Consider the following 20,210-nt stretch of genomic DNA (forward strand, 5'->3'; position numbering starts at 1 on the left):
CTTTTCACATGATAATGTAAATGTCCATAAAAAAGCCACAGACAATGCTGTGGCTTTTAAATTTACAGTTCGTATTAGAACAATACGCGCACGCGAATTGTACCTTCAACTTCATGCAACATATCTAAAGCTTCGTGAGAAGCAGAAGCGTCAACGTCCATTACGAGGTAACCGATGTCACCTTTAGTCATGAGTGATTGACCAGAAATGTTGATGCCTTGCTCAGCAAACAAGTTGTTGATCTTAGACAATACGCCCGGTACGTTTTTGTGGATGTGCAATAAACGGTGTTGGCCAGCAGTCAATGGTAATGCGATTTCTGGGAAGTTTACTGCAGAAAGCGTCATACCTTTGTCAGAGTAAGCAACAAATTTCTCTGCAACTTCTAAACCGATGTTTGCTTGCGCTTCCATGGTTGAACCACCAACGTGAGGAGTCAAAATCACATTGTCTAAGCCACGAAGTGGAGAAACAAACTCTTCGCCATTTGCTTTTGGTTCTTTAGGGAATACGTCAACCGCTGCACCAGCAATATGACCAGATTTGATGGCATCCGCTAAATCTTCAATCACTACACATGTACCACGTGCAGCATTTAGGAAGATTGCGCCTTCTTTCATTTTTGCAAATTGTGCTTTAGTGAAGAAGTTGCGTGTAGATGGAACATCAGGCACATGTAATGTAACTACATCAGCAGTCGCTAAAAGTTCGTCTAACGAACCAACTTGGCGAGCATTACCCATTGGTAATTTAGTTACTGCATCGTAATAAATCACATGCATACCTAAGCTTTCAGCAAGAACAGAAAGCTGAGAACCGATGGAACCGTAACCTACAATACCTAAAGTTTTGCCACGAGTTTCGAAAGAACCGACAGCAGACTTGTCCCAACCACCACGATGACAAGCCGCCGATTTTTCAGGAACACGGCGAAGAAGAAGAATTGTTTCAGCAAGTACAAGCTCTGCAACCGAACGCGTATTTGAATACGGTGCGTTGAATACAGGAATACCACGTGCCATTGCTGCTTTAAGATCAACTTGGTTTGTTCCGATACAGAAACAGCCCACTGCGATCAATTTATTTGCAGCTTCGAAAACTTCTTCAGTCAATTGGGTACGCGAACGAATACCAATAAAGTGAGCATCTTTAACAGCTTCTTTTAGTGCTTCGCCTTCAAGAGCAGTTTTGCGATAGTCAATATTGGTGTAACCCGCAGCGTTTAGAGTATCGACTGCGTTTTGGTGAACGCCTTCTAACAAAAGGAAACGGATTTTATCTTTAGGTAGTGAAAGATGTTGGCTCATTACGGCTCCGCTACAAAGGCCAAATTTGGTGGCGCTATCATAACATAATGGTCGGTACTATAGATATTTCGTTTGCGCCATCGTCTTATGGCAATTTTATCTATGTCTAATCACTTCTATTTATGGCTTGTGAGTCATTTAGAATAGGTTTGGTATGAGATTTAAATGTGATTTTTCTCTGAAAGTCCCATAGAAAAGCATTTATTTACGTTAAACATGTTTTGTAGTGACAGTATCTCTATTCTGAACTTTATCGCTTGAGCTGTTGCATGTAGAATATAGGAGTTCCTTGAACATTATGGCTTTGCTCAGGTGAAAACCCTGAAAATATGAAGTCATATTCCCACCATAGTTTACTTCTTGCTAGGTCTGCAAACGATGAATGCTCCAGTCGCTTTAACACCTGAGTTACTCACCCAATTAACAGCAATCGTCGGTGAAAACCGTATTAAAACCGATGCTGATAGTCTCGAAAACTGGGGTAAAGATCATACCAAGCATTTTAATCCGAACCCATCGGTCATCGTTTTTCCATCGACCACTGAACAAGTTCAGGCAGTTGTAAAGCTTGCGAACCAGTTTAATATTGCGATTACACCGTCAGGCGGTCGTACTGGTCTCTCTGCTGGTGCTGTAGCAACCAATGGTGAAATTGTCATTAGCATGGACAAAATGAACCAGATTCTTGAGTTCTTCCCGGCAGATCGTATGGTACGAGTGCAAGCTGGTGTAGTGACTGAACAATTGCAAAACTATGCTGAAGAGCAAGGGATGTATTATCCGGTTGATTTCGCGTCAGCGGGTTCTAGCCAGATTGGCGGTAATATCGGTACCAATGCCGGTGGTATTAAAGTTATTAAATACGGCATGACACGTAATTGGGTGCTTGGTTTAACTGTTGTCACTGGTAAAGGCGATATTTTACGTTTAAACAAAGGCATGGTTAAAAATGCAACTGGTTATGCATTACAGCATTTGTTTATTGGTGGCGAAGGTACATTAGGTTTAGTGACTGAAGCAGAAATTAAACTTGAGCGTCAACCACAAAACTTACAAGTTTTAGTTTTAGGTGTTCCTGATTTTGATGCAGTAATGCCTGTATTACATGCGTTCCAAAAAGATATCGATTTAACTGCATTTGAGTTCTTTGGTGAACTTGCAATGCAAAAAGTTTTAGACCACGGGCATGTACAACGTCCATTTGAAACTGAATGCCCATTCTATGTATTGCTTGAATTTGAAGCACCATATGAGCCGATTCTCGATAAAGCAATGGAAATCTTCGAGCATTGCATGGAGCAGGGTTGGGTACTTGATGGTGTAATGAGCCAGAGTCTTGACCAAGTAGAAAGTTTATGGCGTTTACGTGAAGATATCTCTGAATCAATCGCGCCGTTTATTCCATACAAAAATGATATTTCAGTATTAATTACTCACGTGCCTGCATTTATTCGTGAGATTGATGCAATTGTTCAAGAAAACTATCCTGATTTTGAAATTTGCTGGTTCGGTCATATCGGTGATGGTAACTTGCACTTAAATATTTTGAAACCTGAAAACTTAACCAAAGATGAGTTCTTTGCGAAGTGTCAGGTTGTGAATAAATATGTGTTTGATACCGTGAAAAAATACGATGGTTCAATCTCTGCTGAACATGGCGTAGGTATGACGAAAAAGCCGTATTTGGAGTATTCACGTTCGCCTGAAGAAATTGAATATATGAAAGCTTTGAAGAAAGTATTTGATCCGAATGGTTTGATGAACCCAGGTAAATTATTTGATCTTTAAATTAGATCTATTTTGTAGGACTACATAGTTTCTACAGAGTAACCGAGCAAGGCATAGCATCATAAAGCTATGCCTTTTGTTTTTGGTGATAAAAATGCAACGTTTATTTTTAATTTCAGCGCTCTGTGCTGGACTTTTCACTGGGTGTGCGACGACCAGTAAATTAATTCCTTTTGTGGGTTCAGAAACCCCAATGCAACAAGTACTTAAAGCTCAACCTGAGATTGTAAAAGAGCATAACAATACCTCAGTTCAGCAAGTGTTTAACCGAGTAGAATCCCCAACGGTTTCTCGTATCGTTGTCATTCAAACAGGTTTAATGGATGACTCCGTCTCTGCCATTCGAACAGAATATGCATTTAAATTAGTCGATGAAAAGTGGCAGTTGCAGAATAAGCAAAAAAGCTATCAGTGTGCGAGAGGGAAAGGCTCTAGAGGTTTTCAAACACAGCTTTGTTCTTAAAATATAAAAAAAGACGATAAATATATCGTCTTTTTTATGGGCTAAATTATACGCCGCTTTCTAAAATCTTAATTTTGACATCAATGACATCATCTTTAACTGCTTCATGATGTGCTTGCATATGAGGTGTAGCCAAATGTGCCTTAAGATGAGCAACACTTTCCCATTTTTCTAACATCACAATCATGTCAGGCTCGTGGGTTTGGAAGCTCGCATTTGATTTGTGATCAACTAAAGGTTCATAACCATGACAACCATCTTCGGCTAAAACAGTTGAAATAATTTTTTGAAAAGCATCCAACACGTTTTGACGATGCTGTCCAGCTGATTTGGTGCGAATTTCTGCAATAATGGTTAGCATGGATTTCTCCTTATTAAGCTGCTGCAAATACACTATTTAAGTGTGCTTTATATTCTTCAACATAACTATCAACGTCAGGCATTTTAATTACGTCGTTTACAATAAAAGTCGGTAATGTGCCCATGCCTAAGAACTGATTAGCTTTATGGAATGGTAAATAAACACCATCTACGCCTACGCCATGGAAGAACTGATCTGCATCGTCAAATGCTTCCATTGGGGCATTCCAAGTGAGTGACAGCATATATTTTTTGTCATGAATTAAACCACCTGAACCATATTTTTGTGAAGCATCAGAGCGGCTACGACCATCACTTGCATAAAGTGAACCGTGACCTGTCGTAAATACGTCATCAATATATTTTTTTACAGTCCAAGGTGCACCCATCCACCAACCTGGCATTTGATAAATAACAACATCTGCCCATAAGAATTTTTCTACTTCAGCTTCTGCATTGTAGTCGCTATCTGCACGAGTCACTTGAACTTCATGGCCTAGTTCAGTGAGATGGACGGTTGCCAATGTCGTGAGCGTGTCATTTAATTCACCATTTGAATGGGCAAATTGTTTGGCGCCATTAATCACTAAAATATTGCTCATGAGAGTTACTCTAATTAAATTCCTAAATTTGTCGGATACTTTACGGAATTTACTCTTGTTGAAAAATGCATGAATAGGAAAAATATTATTGATTAAAAATCACTAATATTGATTTGATGCATCATTTTATTTTCCACTTTAAAGATAAACACTTTACAAAGTAGAACGGAAAAAATTATTTGTAGTCTTTAGCATTAAATTTGAGTAAATCTAAGAGATCACCTATGAGAAAAATGAGTTTGCTGATTGCTTTTAGCCTTGTAACGCTAACAGCTTGTGCCCCAGCGAAAAATTCTTCTGCTCAACTTGCTGATAGCCCGATACAAGCGGTATTACTTGATCAGCCCGATCTTTTAAATGATGCAAACAATTTGGATATTTCACAGCAAATGAATGCTGCCGATGATCCCTCTAATGCTCAAGTCACTATTTTACAGACAGATCCGAGCGAAGATGCGATAACAAAAGTCCGTACAGAATATTTATTAAAGCGAGACCAGCAAGTCTGGAAAATTGTAAATAAAAAGCAAAGCTATCAATGTACACAAGGACAAGATGCCCCAGACTTTCAAGTTAATCCTTGTCCTTAATGCTTAATTTTTTATCGAATATGTGGATAACTTTGAGTTTGTGCACAACAAGAATTTGTGGGTCTTCGAGTGCAAAAAACTGAAATTTAAGCTTCTTGAAATTACATGATTGCTGATCAATTTAAAAAGTGCTATTGTTACGCTCGGCAATTGTGCCAATTGGTAAAAATTACCGAATCTCACGTCATACATTTTTTCTCGTTTTAGACACCTTGTGAATACGGTGTTTCACATTCTAAACATGCACTCTCACGGCATATAAAAACTTAACTAAAGATTGATAGACCATACAGTCATCGTCATGACTACATTATTTAATTCAATATGTAGTTACTGAGACATTTTGGCCGCTATTTTGAAGTGTACAACTCATGAAAAATATTCAAACGACAACGTTGAACCGTACAACGTTGATGTTTCCTTTGGCCTTAGTGCTATTTGAATTTGCGGTTTATATTGGCAATGACCTTATTCAGCCAGCAATGTTGGCAATTACTGAAGATTTTGGTGTAAGTGCAACTTGGGCCCCATCTTCAATGTCATTTTATTTATTAGGTGGTGCTACGGTTGCATGGTTACTTGGACCATTGTCAGATCGTCTCGGACGTAAAAAAGTACTGCTAGCAGGGGTTTTGTTTTTTGCTCTATGCTGCTTTTTAATTTTACTAACGCGACAAATAGAACAGTTTCTAGCATTAAGATTTTTGCAGGGAATTGGCTTAACTGTAATCTCCGCAGTCGGTTATGCCGCTATTCAAGAGAGTTTTGCTGAGCGTGATGCAATTAAAGTTATGGCACTCATGGCAAATATCTCGTTACTTGCACCGTTGTTGGGGCCTGTACTTGGAGCCTTTTTAATTGATTATGTGTCTTGGCATTGGGGCTTTGTCGCCATTGCTGTATTGGCATTACTCAGTTGGGTCGGTTTGAAAAAACAGATGCCAAGTCAGCAAGCTAGTGTAACCAAGCAACCTTTTAGTTATCTTTTTGATGATTTTAAAAAGGTGTTCACTAACCGCCGTTTTTTAGGCTTAAGTCTAGCCTTACCGTTGGTGGGCATGCCTTTAATGCTTTGGATTGCTTTATCTCCAATCATTTTGGTAGATGAGTTAAAGCTCACTAGTGTGCAATATGGCTTGGCTCAATTTCCAGTATTTGTTGGTCTCATTGTAGGCAATATCGTCTTAATTAAAATTATTGACCGTCTAGCTTTAGGTAAAACTATTCTGATTGGTTTACCGATTATGCTGATTGGGACACTCATTTTAATATTAGGAGTGGTGTGGCAAACCTATTTAATTCCTTGTTTGCTTACAGGCATGACGCTCATCTGTTTTGGTGAAGGAATTAGCTTTTCAGTCTTATATCGCTTTGCACTCATGTCATCTGAAGTATCAAAAGGAACTGTTGCAGCGGCCGTTTCGATGCTATTGATGATGAGCTTTTTTGCAATGATTGAGCTGGTACGTTACCTCTATACGCAATTTCATTTATGGGCCTTTGTATTATCTGCATTTACCTTTATTGCTCTTTGGTTTACTCAACCACGAAGTGCTTTAAAGCAGGAAATGCAAGAAAGAAAGCTCGAAGGAAATGATTAAATTAAAAATACTGGAATTGATATTCCGGTATTTTTTTAATATTAGGTAATTTCTTGCTCTAACAGCTTATCTTTAAGCATCAGCAATTCTGGTAATGTTTCTAACAATAAACTGATTTGTTTCAAGACTAAGGTGTATTTCTCTGATAGCTGTTCTTGAGCTGTTAAGTCCTGAATTTCTTGTAATATTTGAGAAATGAGCGTGTGGTCGGGTAGGGTTTGCCCAAGTACGCTCTGGCTCAAAATTTCTTGGCAGCGTAGTAATAATTGTAAAACCTGCTCTTCATCAATTTTCTGCCGTTGGCTACCTAACGCTGCCACATAGCTCAGCTGGCTGTGGCTATAAACCAAATAGCGAAAAGCGTAATGAATGAGTTGAGGATTTGGATTGGGTTCAGCACTTAAACTCGAGATCATGTTCGATAGCTCGATTTGAGCATTATGGGCAGCACGACGAATTCGACGGTATTCTATATCTTGATTTTTGCCATATTGATATTGCTCAACAATCACATTGAAATAATCTAAGGTCGCTTTGCTACTTTTCTTAATATTGTTAGGAATATTGCGGAAGTTCCAATCAGGCCAAATAAAGTTTACGGCAAGCCACGCAATAAAACAGCCTAATAGTGTATCTATCAGGCGGGGTAAAATAATGCTGTAGCCAGCACCTTTTAAGTTAAAAATTAACAGTACCATGAGGGTGGCCATAAGCGTCGCTAATGCATATTTCTTTTGCCGTAAGTAGAAAAAGCAGACTCCACAAATAATCGTAATGATGAGCTGACCTTCAATACTCGGTACAAAATATAGAATAGGTATTCCTAACAAAACACCGAGTAGGGTGCCAATCGTTCTTAGTTTAAGACGGCTTTTAGTCGCAAAATAAGTGATCTGACAGACAAATAAACTAGTCAGTAAAATCCAATAGCCATGCTGAGCAAATGGTAATAATGAAATCGCATAACCTGCGGCGAAAACGACTGCAATTCGTATGGCATGTCTAAATAAGGCCGACTGTGGTGTAAGCTGTTGCCTGAGTTTTAAGATCAGATCTGAAAACCCTTGAATATCATCATCAAGTAAATTTAAGTGTTCTTGTCTTGTTTGGGTATTATTTTCAGGGAAGGGCTGTGCATATTGCAATTGTTCAAACTGTTCATGCATTCCTTTTAAATTATCAAAAATGAGTTTTAAATTTTTAACTTCAAAATTTTGTGGATGCTGTTGTATCCAGTCCTTTAAAGAACTCTCTAGGTGATTTAATCCTGTCTGGCTTTCTTGCGAAGGCTGAGATGGCCGATTATATAAAATACATTGGGCTAAGTCCTGACAAGCTTGTGCTTGTAGGCGCAGATTTTTTTGGAAACGGAAAATAAGATCACTACGGCTAAAGTTCTGTTGAATATGTTCGTAATGTAAGTAATTAGAGGTGGCTTGTTCGTGAATGTCTCGTGCAAAAAAATACAGGTTTAGCCAATAAATACTTTTATTACTCACCCGTGAAGCCTTTAGCCGAGTGAGTAGAGAACTGCGTATTTGATTCAGACTTTGAGCCACTTGCGTATTTTGTAAGGATAGTTCATATAAGAGTTGTTCTACATTCTCTTTATTGTCTGGATCAAATAAACGTGCTTTTGCCTGTAGGAGAACAGAAATTTCTTTAAAAATTTGTGAGAGTTTATCTTGTAAGGGAAGTGTAGGTTTAATAATAAAAAATAAAATAGAGGTGAAACCGTACCACAAAGCTCCATAAACAAAGTAGGTAGGCTGCTGATACCAATGGGCATATTCTCCTAAACCAAACATGCTATAAATGGAAAGCAAAATAGTGCCAAATGAAATTGTGGCATAACGTTGCCCTAAGGCACCTAATAAAATGAAAAAAGCGCTAGAAATTGAGAGATAGAGAATAAAGAAAATTTTGTAGGGAGCGAGAAATCCAAGAATGCTACTGACTGTAAAAAATAGCAGGCAGACATAGACTAAGTTGCGTAATCGAATACTTAAACGGTCATCAAAGTCGGTTAACGCTGCTGCAATTGCTCCTAAAGTCACAGGAACGATGAGCTCGTTATGGCTTAGCCAAAGTAAACCCAAAGTTGTGCCTGTGAGTACAATCAAAATTTGCAGGCAATAAATTAAAATCGAGTTTGTCTTAAAACTATTAAATATTTGGGTCAGATAGTTCACGGCTTTTGTTCTAAATTAGAGAATACGTGAGAAAGCAGTATGTAACTTTAAATTTTTATTACTTTAAAAATATTATTCTTTTTATCTACAAAAGTCAGTCACTTTTTAAGATTTTATTAGGCTTAAATCAAGTTGTAACGATCAATAAATTAACAAAATTGTGGATATCTTTTTAGATACCCACAATTTGAAAAAGACATAAATTATTTAATCACACCACATGCAATTCGTGCTCCGCCACCGCCGAGAGGAAGAGGTGAGTCTGAATAGTTATCACCACCCGCATGAATCATGATAGCTCGACCTTGAAGATCAGCAAGTTTCAATCGAGGTGCGATTACTGTAGTCGTTGCAACACCAGTATTATCGACTACTAAAGCAGGTAAATCACCTAAGTGGCCAGTTGTTGGAGTACCGTGATGAGGAGCTTGATTCGGGTTGTAGTGACTACCAGCAGCTAAGGCAGCACCCGGTTTCCCATCTTTTACAGCTGGTTCACAAGAGGCATTTTCATGAATATGGAAGCCGCGTGTACCACTTGGTAAGTCAGCTAGAGCAGGCGTAATAATTAAACCTTTGTCGCTATCTTGAAAGCTAATCGTACCTAATTTTTTACCAATTCCAGCGGCAGTCACTTCATTTACATCGACCACTTTTTTCGTATGCATTGTCGTTAATGCTTGAGCTGTATCTGATACAGTTTTTGTAACTGAACTACAGCCAACCGTAAAAAAAGCTGTAAGCGCACAGACTGCGCCAATTTTATTAAACATCTGCATGATGGGATGTCCTTATAAATATATATGATTATTTGATTCAAACAAACGAAGGTTTAACCTACAAGTTAATTTAAATAGTTAATTTGTATCTAGAAACATTTTTAAATTAAATAAATAGGATCACTCTTTATCGTTAGAAGATTCACTTTCAGAATCATAAATCATAGTCGTTTTAGGCATAGGTTCAGGCTCAATGGTTTCATGTAACCATTCACGCCAAATTGCCAATAAAATAGCTAGAATTACAGGTCCAATAAATAAACCTACTAATCCAAAACTAGCAATACCGCCCAACACACCAAACATGATTAATAAGAATGGAATTTTTGTGGCACCAGAAATCACAAGTGGTCGAATCACATTATCTGAGCTACTAACAATCACTACACCCCAAACCACTACACCAATTGCTTCCATAGTTTGTCCCTGAGAGAACAACCATAGACCGACACCTAAATAGGAAATTGGTGTACCAAATGGAATTAAAGCCAATAAGAAAGTAGCAATGGTAAGCACCATTGGGTTTGGGACACCTGCTACGAAATAACTTAATCCAGCTAAAACAGCTTGAGCAATTGCAGTTAAACCCACGCCATAGACTACAGCACGAGTCGTCTCCGAAATCGTATCGAGATAATGGTGAATACGAGGGCCGATGACCATTTCTAAGGCTTTACTCACCTGAGATAAAATCATTTGACCATCACGGTAGAAGAAAAATAGGCTAAATACGGCAAAACCAAGTTTGACAATATTTTTACTAATTTCACCGAGCAGTACGCGGCCATAACTTAAATGGCTTTGTACCCAAGCTGCAACATTTTGAATCGTGCTATTAGGGTCGTTATTTAACTCATTGAGTGTACGAGAAATTTCTTTTCCAACAAAAGGAAGATCACGAATAAAATCAGGAACACTTAAATGACCTGAAAAAACTTGACGTTGTAAGTCAAAATATAAGTTGCGGCCTTCATGCTGCAAAATAAAAATAGCGCATGTAAAAGGGACGCCAACAACCAAAATGACCAGACTAATCATTAGAGTTGCATTTAAAGTATTACGGGTTTCTCCAAAAAAACGTTGAATTCTTAAATAAATAGGCCAAGTCATATAAGCAATGATGGCAGCCCAAAGTACAGGAACAATAAAGTATTTCAGGATATTAAATCCTAAAAAAATCAAAATAAAAAACAGCCCAAACAATAAAACGCGCTGTAAATTAGGAGCGTATGGATGCACGAACAATATTTCTCTAATTTTCTACATAGAATAAAGTCATATTAACTGAAAAATAACCTGAGGCAAATTTTAAGGCCGCAATGTAAAGAACCTTATACATCTCTTTTTAGAGACTAAAAGTTATTTAAAACCACTCAGCTTTATCTTCAACTAACTTGTTTAGAACAGGTTGCCATTGATTTTGAATCGTAATAAAGTTTTTTTGAGGCTTATCAAAAATGCTTAAGCCTTGCATTGCTAAGCTGCCGTATGCAGTGCGTTCAGCAATCCACGCAACAGGTTCCTGTTCAATTTTTTCAAAAAACTGTTGAATATCTTTTGAGCTGGCACTGTTTGGTTTTACGCGATTTGCAAGAAGTAAAATCTGAACTTTGCCTTTACGAATACGCTTAATATCTTGTAAATGCTTTAAAAAGCGACGAGTACTGTCTATATCAAAAAATGAAGGTTGAAGTGGAGTAATAATGGCATGAGCTTCACTAATGAGTTGCTCAGCATGTTCACCTGAAAGTGCACCAGGCGCATCAATAATTAAATAATCCAGATTTTTAGGTGCGTCACCAATTGATTTTTCATGACGCCAGTCGAGGCTTTGAATTTTTGCGACACCATCAGGGCGCTGTTTTAACCACTGTAAAGCCGATTTTTGATTGTCCGAATCAGCTAATGCTACTTTATATCCTTTTTGTGCCAATGCTGTTGCCAACGTAATGGCCGTCATGGTTTTTCCGCATCCGCCCTTTTGATTTGCAATAAGTATCGTTTTCATAAATCCAATTATTTTCAGCAGCACATTTGTTTATGTTTTATACCTTAGCATCTTTTTATGTGAAGAAGATGACCACCTTTGACAAAAGTTTAAGCTGTTTCGTTATTTTAGATATGATTAGATCTGTAATCTTAATTCGCGCTTTTTAAGGAAAATTTATGTCTGTATGGCTTGCCATGCTTATTGGTGCTGGAATTGGCATCATTATCACTACTCTTATTTTATCAAACACTCGGAATGGACGAATTAAGGCTGAATATGAGCAATATATTGCTGAACTTGAATTAGAGCATCAACAAGCTCTTACTCAAGCACAAAAGAGAAGTGTAAATACAAGCCGTGCTGTGTTGAAAGGAAAAATGGCAGAACAATTTGCTCCAGTTTTGCCTGAATTTCAGTATCTACCCAGCGATGCAAAATTTATGGGCGATCCGGTGGACTATATTATCTTTGATGGATATACCGATTTTCGTGATGGTGATGGGACAGCAGAAGACATTAATATTATTCTACTTGATGTAAAAAGTGGCGGTGCAAGGCTTACTAAAGGCCAACAGGCGATTGCCCAAGCGGTCCAACAAGGTAAGGTTCGTTTTGAAACTTTGAGAATAGATTTTGAAGATTAACAAGCTGTTTAATTCAGCACAAAAATAGACGAAATTGATCTGTATTGTTACTAAATTCCGATATTTTTTTCATCACTTAAGGCTACTATAAATTGAAGATCTATTCACTTTGATCTAGCAATATTTGAGGTGTAACGCGATGAAAAAACAATGTTTGATGATGGGCTTGCTGACTGCTATTGGCATGAGTTCAGCATTTGCATCGACCTCAAGTGAATATAATATTGCCAATGGTTTGAACCCGATAGAAAAAGATCAATCTATTTCTGTGTTACAACCTTTTCAAGGAAATTTCAGAATCTTGGGTTCAAAAGTTTATCAAAATGATGAACAAGCTAAATTTTCTCCTATCGACTATGCTGTAAGTTGGGGGCTGTTTGCACAGCCTGAAATTGCACGTCATATTTCAGTGAAACAATATGACCGTTATTTAAACTGGAAAATTCCTAAATTACCTGTTCCAGCAGAGCAAGCAATGCAAATGGTGTCTAACATGCACATCATTCCTGCAAACCCTGAAATTGCTCAGCAGATTAAACAAGTTAAACGTGGCGATCTCGTCTATCTAAAAGGGGATCTTGTCGAGATTAAAGACAAAAACTTAGTCTGGAAATCTTCACTTACGCCAACCGACACGGGTGATGGTGCATGTGAATTATTCCGTGTTCAGGCAATTCATTGGGTTGAAAAGCAAAATATATAATTGGAAAAAAGCCTTCAGAAATATGAAGGCTTTTTTATAAGTAATGTAATATTTATTTCTGTTGCGATGCTTTCCAATACTTTAATTGATTTTGCGCTTGTAAATAGTCGGCAAGATCATTGATCTGTTCATCTTTAGTCGCGTGCTTATCACTATAGTGTTTTTCTTGGTTTTCCCAATATTGATAAAGCAATCCCTGAATGTAACGGCCTTGCTCAGTTTTTAAATCTAAATCTTTTAACATGGTTAGAGCAGAGCGCACATTATCGAGTGTACGTTTTTGCTCAAAATCTGTTGTGAGTGTTCCCGCTTCATGCATTTTTGCTAACTCATTTTCCATCTCATCGCTCATTTCTGTAAAGCGGCGGTCATAGTCCTCTAAAAGTGCAATATCGTGTGCATCATCAGCAGTAGCAGGGAACGTCTTAACAGGTCTTTCATTTAGTTTTTCTAAAACTTGATCTGTAGATGAGGCCGCAGACGGTTGCTCCGTCTTAGCAGGCTCATCCGCTTTTTTACAAGCAGTAAGTAATAGGCTAGAGCAAAGCAAAGACATTAATATGACTTGAGGTGTTTTCTTCTTCATAACTTTCAACCAAACCTATTCACTAATTATTTAACGGGTAACGTACTTTTCTGAAAGTGATATGCATATGTGACATATGGAAAATCAATCTGATCTTGAGGGCCCAATCCCGTAAAATCATAAACAATTTTTTCAAACTGTGCTTTGAGTTGTAACTGATCTTTTTCAGTCATTGCAGCAATAAAACTTGTAGAGAGTAAACGTTTACTCACGACTTGTTCGACAGAACCGCACTGCGACTGTGTAAATGTTTGTAGGCTATCAAGTACGAATAAATCTTGTTGTTCAAACACACGTTTCCACTTTTCACTATGATAACGCGGCGTGTCTCCTTCAAGTGGAAGTAGAAAATCAGCTAAGGCTTTCACCCAATCCGTACGCTCGTCGCGTTGATTCCAAACAAGTCCTAAATGTCCTTGTGGTTTTAATACTCTATACATTTCTGTTAGGGTATCAAGGTTGTCAAACCAGTGGAAAGATTGCGCACAAATAATGGCATCAATTTCATGGTCTGCTACAGGAATCGAATGGCTAAAAGCCTGTAATGTTTTGATATCAGGATAAACTTGTTGAAGCTGCTGTAACATCTCGCCAATTGGCTCAACTGCAATAACATCTGCATGTGTTTGTTTTAAGTAGGGTAAGAATTTGCCAGTACCCGATCCAAGATCGATAACAGTAGAGTTTTCCTGTATTTGTAGGCAATTTTGCAGCCAACTTACTATTTCTGCGGGATAATTAGGTCTAACTTGCTGATATAGTTCAGCAGCTGAGCTGAAGCCTTTTTGAGCGGCAGGATGTAAGGATTGTGTCATATTTTGCGCTTTTTAATCTGACTGGCATCTATAAAATAAGATACTCCGCAATCATAAATTGGCAAAACACCTATTTTGTTTCATTTTTGACGTTGTATGTGGGAGTAAATTTTCTTTCGGTGTGAGCATGGATAAGCAAATTATTTTTGAAGACGAACACATTAGAGCCATTTTTTTACCAGGCGATTCTAATACATTGGTTCTCTCTTTTGGCGATTTGATTACCCGAGCGAGTGGCTTATCTATCAATGCTGAAAAGTCCCTAATTAAATACCAATATAATATTATTGGGGTAATGCCAAAACAAAAATCATGGTTTCCACAAGCGAGCATGATTGAGCTGGCAAAAGCGATTTCGCCTATTCTAGAAGGCTTTAAAAATATTGTTGGCTACGGCGGTTCGATGGGCGGCTATGCAGCAATCAAATATTCTAATTTATTGAATATGAATCGTGTGATTGCATTTGTGCCTCAATATTCAATTGATCCTGACCAAGTTGAAGATCGACGCTATGCCGAGTTTTTCGATGCTGTGGCAAATAAAGACATGCAGATCCAGTCGCAAGATGTCGATGCAGCACGTGAATACGTCATTGTTTATGACCCTTATTTTTCAACTGATCGTGAACATTATCTAAAAATAAAAGAGCTCTTACCAAACTTACATACGATTCATTTACCATTTACTGGTCATGAAGCATTGTCTGTACTGGCAAGTTCGAGCTTATTGCATGATTTTATTGAACATGAATTTGACGAAATTTATTTTTATCAGCAGGTTCGCAAGGTCAAAAAGCAAAGTAAGTTTTACTTCCGTAATGTACTTGCGCATGTACTTTCACATCATGATGAAATGTTGTTAAAAATATTACGCCAAAATGATTTTCAGCTTGATGAGCGTTATTTTGATAACCCCCTTAAACAGGCTATTACTCGTAGTCTGATAAAGACACAGCAAGCAACTGAGCTAGACTTTCAAAAGTTAGGTATTAAAGTACAGCGAATTCAGGACACTGCAAATTATAACGAAGGATTACAGACCAGCTTTGGCACAATTTTGGTATTCAACCTCATTAATTCAAAGTTTGAAAGTTATGCTCTGGATGTTCTGTTGGCGAATAAGACTTATTTGATTCCAATTGTGGCTGAACACACTGGTGTAGTGCATATTAAATTAAATAATGCAACTTATTTGTTGGGAATGAATGATCGCAAAGTCATTAAATTGTTCAAGCACGACGAGCCTTTATCATCAGATATGAGTCCGTTTGTAGTCAAAAAATATTCCGACTGTTTTGCAATCAGCTATAAGCAATTAAATTTATCTTGTGATGAACATGGGATGTGTGAATTTGTAGAAGGTTCAATTCAGCTGACTGAACAACTAGCCTCGATCAGCTTTTAAAACTTTATAGTGGTTAAATAAAGCTCAGACCTTTAGGTTTGAGCTTTATTTTTTGCTTAAAAAATATTTTTTCATAAACTTATTTGTATATTAATTTGAAATTCATTATTTAAATAAATAGTGTGATTGTTCTGCGAATATTTATTGTATTAAAAGTAGATATAGCCAGTAGTGAATATAAATACTATATTTTAAAATAAATGAGTTTTATTAATATATAAATTATAGAAATAGTATCAGGTTAATTAAAATACATAAATAACGATGTTTTTTTATAAGATTATGTTTTTGTTATTTATTTTATTTAAAGAGAATGGGGTTGCTTAAAATAAGTTCACTATTCAAAGATAATTGCATATTTATTTTTTTCTCCTAAAATGATTTTTTACTAAATTGTCGTTACAGTTTTTTATATGCAATCATTAAATTATCGGAATAATGATGCATCGCAACATGGAAGTTCTGCACCTTTGAAACGAGCAATGAGTACTCGACATTTGGTGATGATCTCCCTTGGCGGTGCCATAGGTACAGGTCTTTTTTTAGGGTCGGGTGATGTAATTTCCCAAGCTGGCCCAATTGGCGCAATTATTTCTTATTTTTTAGGCGGTTTAATTGCCTATACCGTAATGTTATGTCTTGGTGAGCTTGCGGTACATGTGCCGGAATCTGGATCATTCGGTGAGTACGCTCGTCGCTATATTGGTCCGGGTACGGGCTATATGATCACTTGGTTATATTGGTTAACTTGGACCGCGACTTTAGGAACTGAATTTACCGCCGCAGCTTTACTGGTTCGGGAGTGGTTTCCTTCTACTTCGGTTTGGGCTTGGACGCTATGTTTTGGTGCCTTGGTTTTTTTCATTAATATTAGTTCAACGCGATTATTTGCCGAGTCAGAGTTTTGGCTGGCACTTGTGAAAGTTGTCACAATTATCTTTTTTATTGGCTTGGGTTTGCTGGCGATTTTTGGCTTCATTCCTTATCACGGACACGAAACTGCGCCGTTGTTTAGCAATTTAACTGCCCAAGGCTGGTTCCCACATGGGTTATTTCCAATTTTTACAACCATGCTGATTGTTAATTTTGCTTTTTCGGGTACAGAATTAATTGGTGTGGCAGCTGGGGAGGCAGAGAATCCAGCACAGACAGTTCCTAAAGCAATCAATGCTGCTATTTGGCGACTACTGATTTTCTTTGTCGGCACAATTGTTGTAATTAGTTCATTGTTACCATTCCAGCTTGCTGGTTTAAGTGGTAATGAGGTGAGTAATAGTCCTTTTGTGACTGTGTTTAATTATATTGGTATCCCATATGCCGAAGATATTATTCGCTTTGTGATTATTACGGCTTTACTCTCTGCTGCAAATTCTGGTTTGTTTGCTGCTTCACGTATGATGTGGTCGCTTTCTGCAAAGAACCAATTACCAAAAATCTTTTCTAAACTTACACCTTCAGGAACACCTATTGTAGCTATTGTGGTCACAATGCTGGGTGCTATACCAGGGTTACTTTCAGAGCAATTTGCACCTGAAACTATTTTTAAGAATTTATTGGGTGTTGCTGCTTTCACCATGGTTGTAGTGTGGATTGCAATTTGTGTATCTCAATTCAACTTCCGTAGACAGTGGTATAAATCAGGTAAAACTGCAAAAGATTTGCGTTTTGCTGCTCCTTTATTTCCTTTGACTCCAATCGTGGGTGGTCTGTTCTGTGCTATTACTTGTATTAGTATGGTATTTGATCCTTCGATGCAGGTTGGCTTCATCTGTTGTATTGTTTTCATTCTTGTGTGTTATGCGAGCTATTTCATTTTTTATCACAAGAAAGATGCGGTGTAGAGCTAAGCAAAGATATGCTTTCTGTAGCATAGTCTAAAGGCCCCATTTGGGGCTTTTTTATTGCCTGTAGGAAATTAGAAAAGGGAGGATTTTATATATTTTTTTTAAAAATGAATTTTTATTTTTGATCATAAAAACAAATATTGTTTTATAAATTTACCACTGATCGGATTTTATTAATATTTATTTATTATAAATATTTGATTAAGTCTATGTTTAGTCTTGTTATTTAATAAAGAGCTGTTTTTAGTTTTTTGGAATATAAGGGTTGAATGAACGTAATATGGATTTAATGTGAAGAATAGATAATTTTTTGATGGTTTTTTAAAAATTAAAAGTTATTAAGTTATTGTTATATATTAATAAAAATATTTACATTTTTTGTATTTATGGTTGTGTGTTTTCTATAATATTTTTTTATTAAAGTTAAGGATTTTTTAATATTTGTTGTTTTTTTATTATAAATGTCAGTTCGATTTGATTATTTTTTCTCTTCTTATTTATTTTAAAATGTTCTAAATGAGCTTGCTCTATGCTATATTTATTGGAAGATTTTATATCTATGTTACGGCTTAATTTTAAGCAGTATGTGTGGAAATAATTAATCTGTAGGATTATTGAACAAAGTTTATTTTAAAAAGACTAATGGAGGGATCTATCGATTAGTCAAAAAAATTTTATGGACTCATGGTTTTTGTAAATCATAGTTCTTTTTAACTCCCAAACGGTTATGTCACTTCTTTTGTATTTATATTTCAGCCGGCTGGTTTTAGTGGGTTGTGGCTAGTTTTTTGCTTTTATAAAACTCTCTTTATAAACAGCAATTTAGACAAAAGAAAACTTGTAAAAGATATCGGTATATAAAAGTAAATCGTACTTTTAGTACCAACAAATGGAATTTAAAAAATCTGATGCTTTAGAAGAGCAAAAGATTTAGTAAATAAACTAAAGCACTGTTATTTCAGGGTTTTAGTTGCTAAATAATAAAGATTACAGATTTATCAAATCTGAGTCTATGAAGGTATATAGGAAAAAAGATGTCAGATCTTTCATACGTAAACGAACACAGCGATGCATGGCAAACTTACTTGGCTCAAATTGACCGTGTTGCTCCGTACTTAGACCACTTAGCTGAGTTTATCGACACTTTAAAACGTCCAAAACGTGCACTTATTGTAGACGTGCCAATTGTAATGGATGACGGCTCTATTCAGCACTTTGAAGGCTATCGTGTACAACACAACTTGTCTCGTGGTCCTGGTAAAGGCGGTGTTCGTTACCATCCGAATGTTGATTTGAACGAAGTTATGGCGTTGTCTGCATGGATGACAATTAAAACTGCTGTTTTGAACTTGCCATTTGGCGGTGCAAAAGGTGGTATCCGTGTTGATCCACGTAAATTATCTAATCGTGAATTAGAGCGTTTAACTCGTCGTTATACGACTGAAATCGGTCACATTATCGGGCCTCAAAAAGATATCCCAGCTCCAGACGTTGGTACAAATGCCAATATCATGGGTTGGATGATGGATACTTACTCTACAAGCCAAGGTTATACAGTAACTGGTGTTGTAACTGGTAAGCCAGTTCACTTAGGTGGCTCTTTAGGTCGTGTTAAAGCGACTGGTCGTGGAGTATTCGTTACAGGTCGTGAAGTAGCTGCAAAAATCAATTTACCAATTGAAGGCGCGAAAATCGCTATTCAAGGTTTTGGTAACGTAGGTAGTGAAGCTGCTTTCTTATTTGTTGAATCAAAAGCGAAAGTTACACACGTTCAAGACCATACAGGCACTATTTTCAATGCTGATGGTATTGATCTTGAAGCTTTACGTGATCACGTAAATGCAAATCAAGGCGGTATTGGCGGCTTCGCTGGCGCGCAATCAATTGCTGATGAAGATTTCTGGACAGCAGAAGTTGACATTATTGTTCCTGCTGCATTGGAAGGTCAAATCACTGTTGAGCGTGCTCAAAAACTTAAAGCTAAGTTGATTTTAGAAGGCGCAAACGGCCCGACTTATCCTAAAGCTGAAGACGTATTAGTTGAGCGTGGCATTGTTGTAGTACCTGACGTTGTATGTAACGCCGGCGGTGTAACTGTAAGTTACTTCGAATGGGTTCAAGACATGGCGAGCTATTTCTGGACTGAAGAAGAAATCAATGAGCGTTTAGACAAATTGATGGTTCAAGCTATGGATGACGTTTGGAACACAGCGAATAGCAACGCTTGTACTTTACGTACAGCAGCTTACATCTTGGCATGTGAGCGTATTTTAAAAGCTCGTAAAGAGCGTGGTATTTTCCCAGGCTAATCTGCGGAAATTACTTTTAGGAAAAGTGGTCTGAGCAAATATTAAGGATGTTATAGGGTTATTTGTTCAGCCCCTTTTTCTGAATTATTCAAAATTAAGTGTTATCGAATATATTAAATAAATACTGAGGTAAGCATGGAACAGCCAATTTCTGTAACTCGAAGCAACTTTAACGACTGGATGGTTCCAGTTTTTGCACCGGCAAATTTCATTCCGGTACGTGGCGAAGGTT

General features: G+C 37.3%; 18 protein-coding genes and 1 pseudogene. 10 read left to right on the forward strand and 9 right to left on the reverse strand.

Annotated features, from left to right (window positions below; all coding sequences use genetic code 11):
- Positions 1-74 precede the first annotated feature (74 nt).
- The gene (gene serA / locus ODQ17_RS14765; RefSeq protein ID WP_004789759.1) at positions 75-1,307 is read right to left on the reverse strand and encodes a phosphoglycerate dehydrogenase; all 1,233 of its coding nucleotides are present in this window, start codon (positions 1,305-1,307) and stop codon (positions 75-77) included.
- 378 nt (positions 1,308-1,685) lie between these two features.
- Between serA and ODQ17_RS14770 the strand changes: the two genes are divergently transcribed.
- Together ODQ17_RS14770 and ODQ17_RS14775 are read left to right on the forward strand one after the other, a co-directional pair.
- The gene (locus tag ODQ17_RS14770) at positions 1,686-3,095 is read left to right on the forward strand and encodes an FAD-binding oxidoreductase (RefSeq protein WP_004789757.1); all 1,410 of its coding nucleotides are present in this window, start codon (positions 1,686-1,688) and stop codon (positions 3,093-3,095) included.
- A 94-nt stretch (positions 3,096-3,189) separates the two neighbouring features.
- Entirely contained in the window at positions 3,190-3,558 is a 369-nt protein-coding gene (locus ODQ17_RS14775) for a hypothetical protein (protein WP_004789750.1), read from the forward strand.
- A 46-nt stretch (positions 3,559-3,604) separates the two neighbouring features.
- Here ODQ17_RS14775 and ODQ17_RS14780 read toward each other — a convergent pair whose 3' ends face one another.
- Positions 3,605-3,919, reverse strand: coding sequence for a putative quinol monooxygenase (locus ODQ17_RS14780; protein WP_322904644.1), 315 nt, complete (start codon positions 3,917-3,919; stop codon positions 3,605-3,607).
- A gap of 13 nt (positions 3,920-3,932) precedes the next feature.
- Positions 3,933-4,520, reverse strand: coding sequence for an NAD(P)H-dependent oxidoreductase (locus ODQ17_RS14785; RefSeq protein WP_322904646.1), 588 nt, complete (start codon positions 4,518-4,520; stop codon positions 3,933-3,935).
- Positions 4,521-4,744: 224 nt separating this feature from the next.
- Between ODQ17_RS14785 and ODQ17_RS14790 the strand changes: the two genes are divergently transcribed.
- Together ODQ17_RS14790 and craA are read left to right on the forward strand one after the other, a co-directional pair.
- On the forward strand, positions 4,745-5,110 hold the full coding sequence (locus tag ODQ17_RS14790; protein WP_111855048.1) for a hypothetical protein: 366 nt from the start codon (positions 4,745-4,747) through the stop codon (positions 5,108-5,110).
- Positions 5,111-5,481: 371 nt separating this feature from the next.
- A complete protein-coding gene (craA, locus tag ODQ17_RS14795; RefSeq protein WP_322904650.1) occupies positions 5,482-6,711 on the forward strand; it encodes a chloramphenicol efflux MFS transporter CraA in 1,230 nt (409 codons plus the stop codon).
- 41 nt (positions 6,712-6,752) lie between these two features.
- Here craA and yccS read toward each other — a convergent pair whose 3' ends face one another.
- The 4 genes from yccS to ODQ17_RS14815 form a co-directional block, all read right to left on the reverse strand.
- The gene (gene yccS / locus ODQ17_RS14800; RefSeq protein WP_322904653.1) at positions 6,753-8,903 is read right to left on the reverse strand and encodes a YccS family putative transporter; all 2,151 of its coding nucleotides are present in this window, start codon (positions 8,901-8,903) and stop codon (positions 6,753-6,755) included.
- Between the two features lie 203 nt (positions 8,904-9,106).
- On the reverse strand, positions 9,107-9,676 hold the full coding sequence (gene sodC / locus ODQ17_RS14805; RefSeq protein WP_322904669.1) for a superoxide dismutase [Cu-Zn] SodC: 570 nt from the start codon (positions 9,674-9,676) through the stop codon (positions 9,107-9,109).
- A 126-nt stretch (positions 9,677-9,802) separates the two neighbouring features.
- Positions 9,803-10,921, reverse strand: a complete 1,119-nt coding sequence (locus ODQ17_RS14810) for an AI-2E family transporter (protein WP_013196736.1) — start codon at positions 10,919-10,921, stop codon at positions 9,803-9,805.
- A 124-nt stretch (positions 10,922-11,045) separates the two neighbouring features.
- Positions 11,046-11,690 carry a ParA family protein gene (locus tag ODQ17_RS14815; protein WP_013196737.1) on the reverse strand — a complete coding sequence of 215 codons (645 nt, stop codon included), beginning with the start codon at positions 11,688-11,690 and terminating at the stop codon, positions 11,046-11,048.
- A 158-nt stretch (positions 11,691-11,848) separates the two neighbouring features.
- On the opposite strand from ODQ17_RS14815, the gene ODQ17_RS14820 reads away from it, so the two are divergent.
- Positions 11,849-12,316 carry a Holliday junction resolvase-like protein gene (locus tag ODQ17_RS14820; protein WP_002116954.1) on the forward strand — a complete coding sequence of 156 codons (468 nt, stop codon included), beginning with the start codon at positions 11,849-11,851 and terminating at the stop codon, positions 12,314-12,316.
- Positions 12,317-12,455: 139 nt separating this feature from the next.
- Positions 12,456-13,019 carry a hypothetical protein gene (locus tag ODQ17_RS14825; RefSeq protein ID WP_013196738.1) on the forward strand — a complete coding sequence of 188 codons (564 nt, stop codon included), beginning with the start codon at positions 12,456-12,458 and terminating at the stop codon, positions 13,017-13,019.
- Between the two features lie 52 nt (positions 13,020-13,071).
- Here the strand turns inward: ODQ17_RS14825 and ODQ17_RS14830 are convergent, their stop codons facing one another.
- Positions 13,072-13,605, reverse strand: a complete 534-nt coding sequence (locus tag ODQ17_RS14830; protein ID WP_322904661.1) for a hypothetical protein — start codon at positions 13,603-13,605, stop codon at positions 13,072-13,074.
- A gap of 26 nt (positions 13,606-13,631) precedes the next feature.
- Positions 13,632-14,420: a class I SAM-dependent methyltransferase gene (locus tag ODQ17_RS14835; RefSeq protein WP_267531232.1), complete on the reverse strand. Its 789-nt coding sequence runs from the start codon at positions 14,418-14,420 to the stop codon at positions 13,632-13,634.
- A 127-nt stretch (positions 14,421-14,547) separates the two neighbouring features.
- On the opposite strand from ODQ17_RS14835, the gene ODQ17_RS14840 reads away from it, so the two are divergent.
- The 4 genes and pseudogenes from ODQ17_RS14840 to ODQ17_RS14855 form a co-directional block, all read left to right on the forward strand.
- Positions 14,548-15,825 (forward strand): hypothetical protein, encoded by a 1,278-nt coding sequence (locus tag ODQ17_RS14840; protein WP_322904664.1) that lies wholly within the window; start codon positions 14,548-14,550, stop codon positions 15,823-15,825.
- Between the two features lie 413 nt (positions 15,826-16,238).
- On the forward strand, positions 16,239-17,666 hold the full coding sequence (locus tag ODQ17_RS14845) for an amino acid permease (RefSeq protein WP_111855040.1): 1,428 nt from the start codon (positions 16,239-16,241) through the stop codon (positions 17,664-17,666).
- 1,037 nt (positions 17,667-18,703) lie between these two features.
- The gene (locus tag ODQ17_RS14850; protein ID WP_004789729.1) at positions 18,704-19,978 is read left to right on the forward strand and encodes a Glu/Leu/Phe/Val family dehydrogenase; all 1,275 of its coding nucleotides are present in this window, start codon (positions 18,704-18,706) and stop codon (positions 19,976-19,978) included.
- 135 nt (positions 19,979-20,113) lie between these two features.
- A pseudogene (locus tag ODQ17_RS14855) lies at positions 20,114-20,210 on the forward strand (aminotransferase class III-fold pyridoxal phosphate-dependent enzyme); the annotation flags it as partial.

The organism is Acinetobacter sp. IRS14, assembly GCF_034650275.1.
GTDB classification, from domain to species: domain Bacteria; phylum Pseudomonadota; class Gammaproteobacteria; order Pseudomonadales; family Moraxellaceae; genus Acinetobacter; species Acinetobacter oleivorans.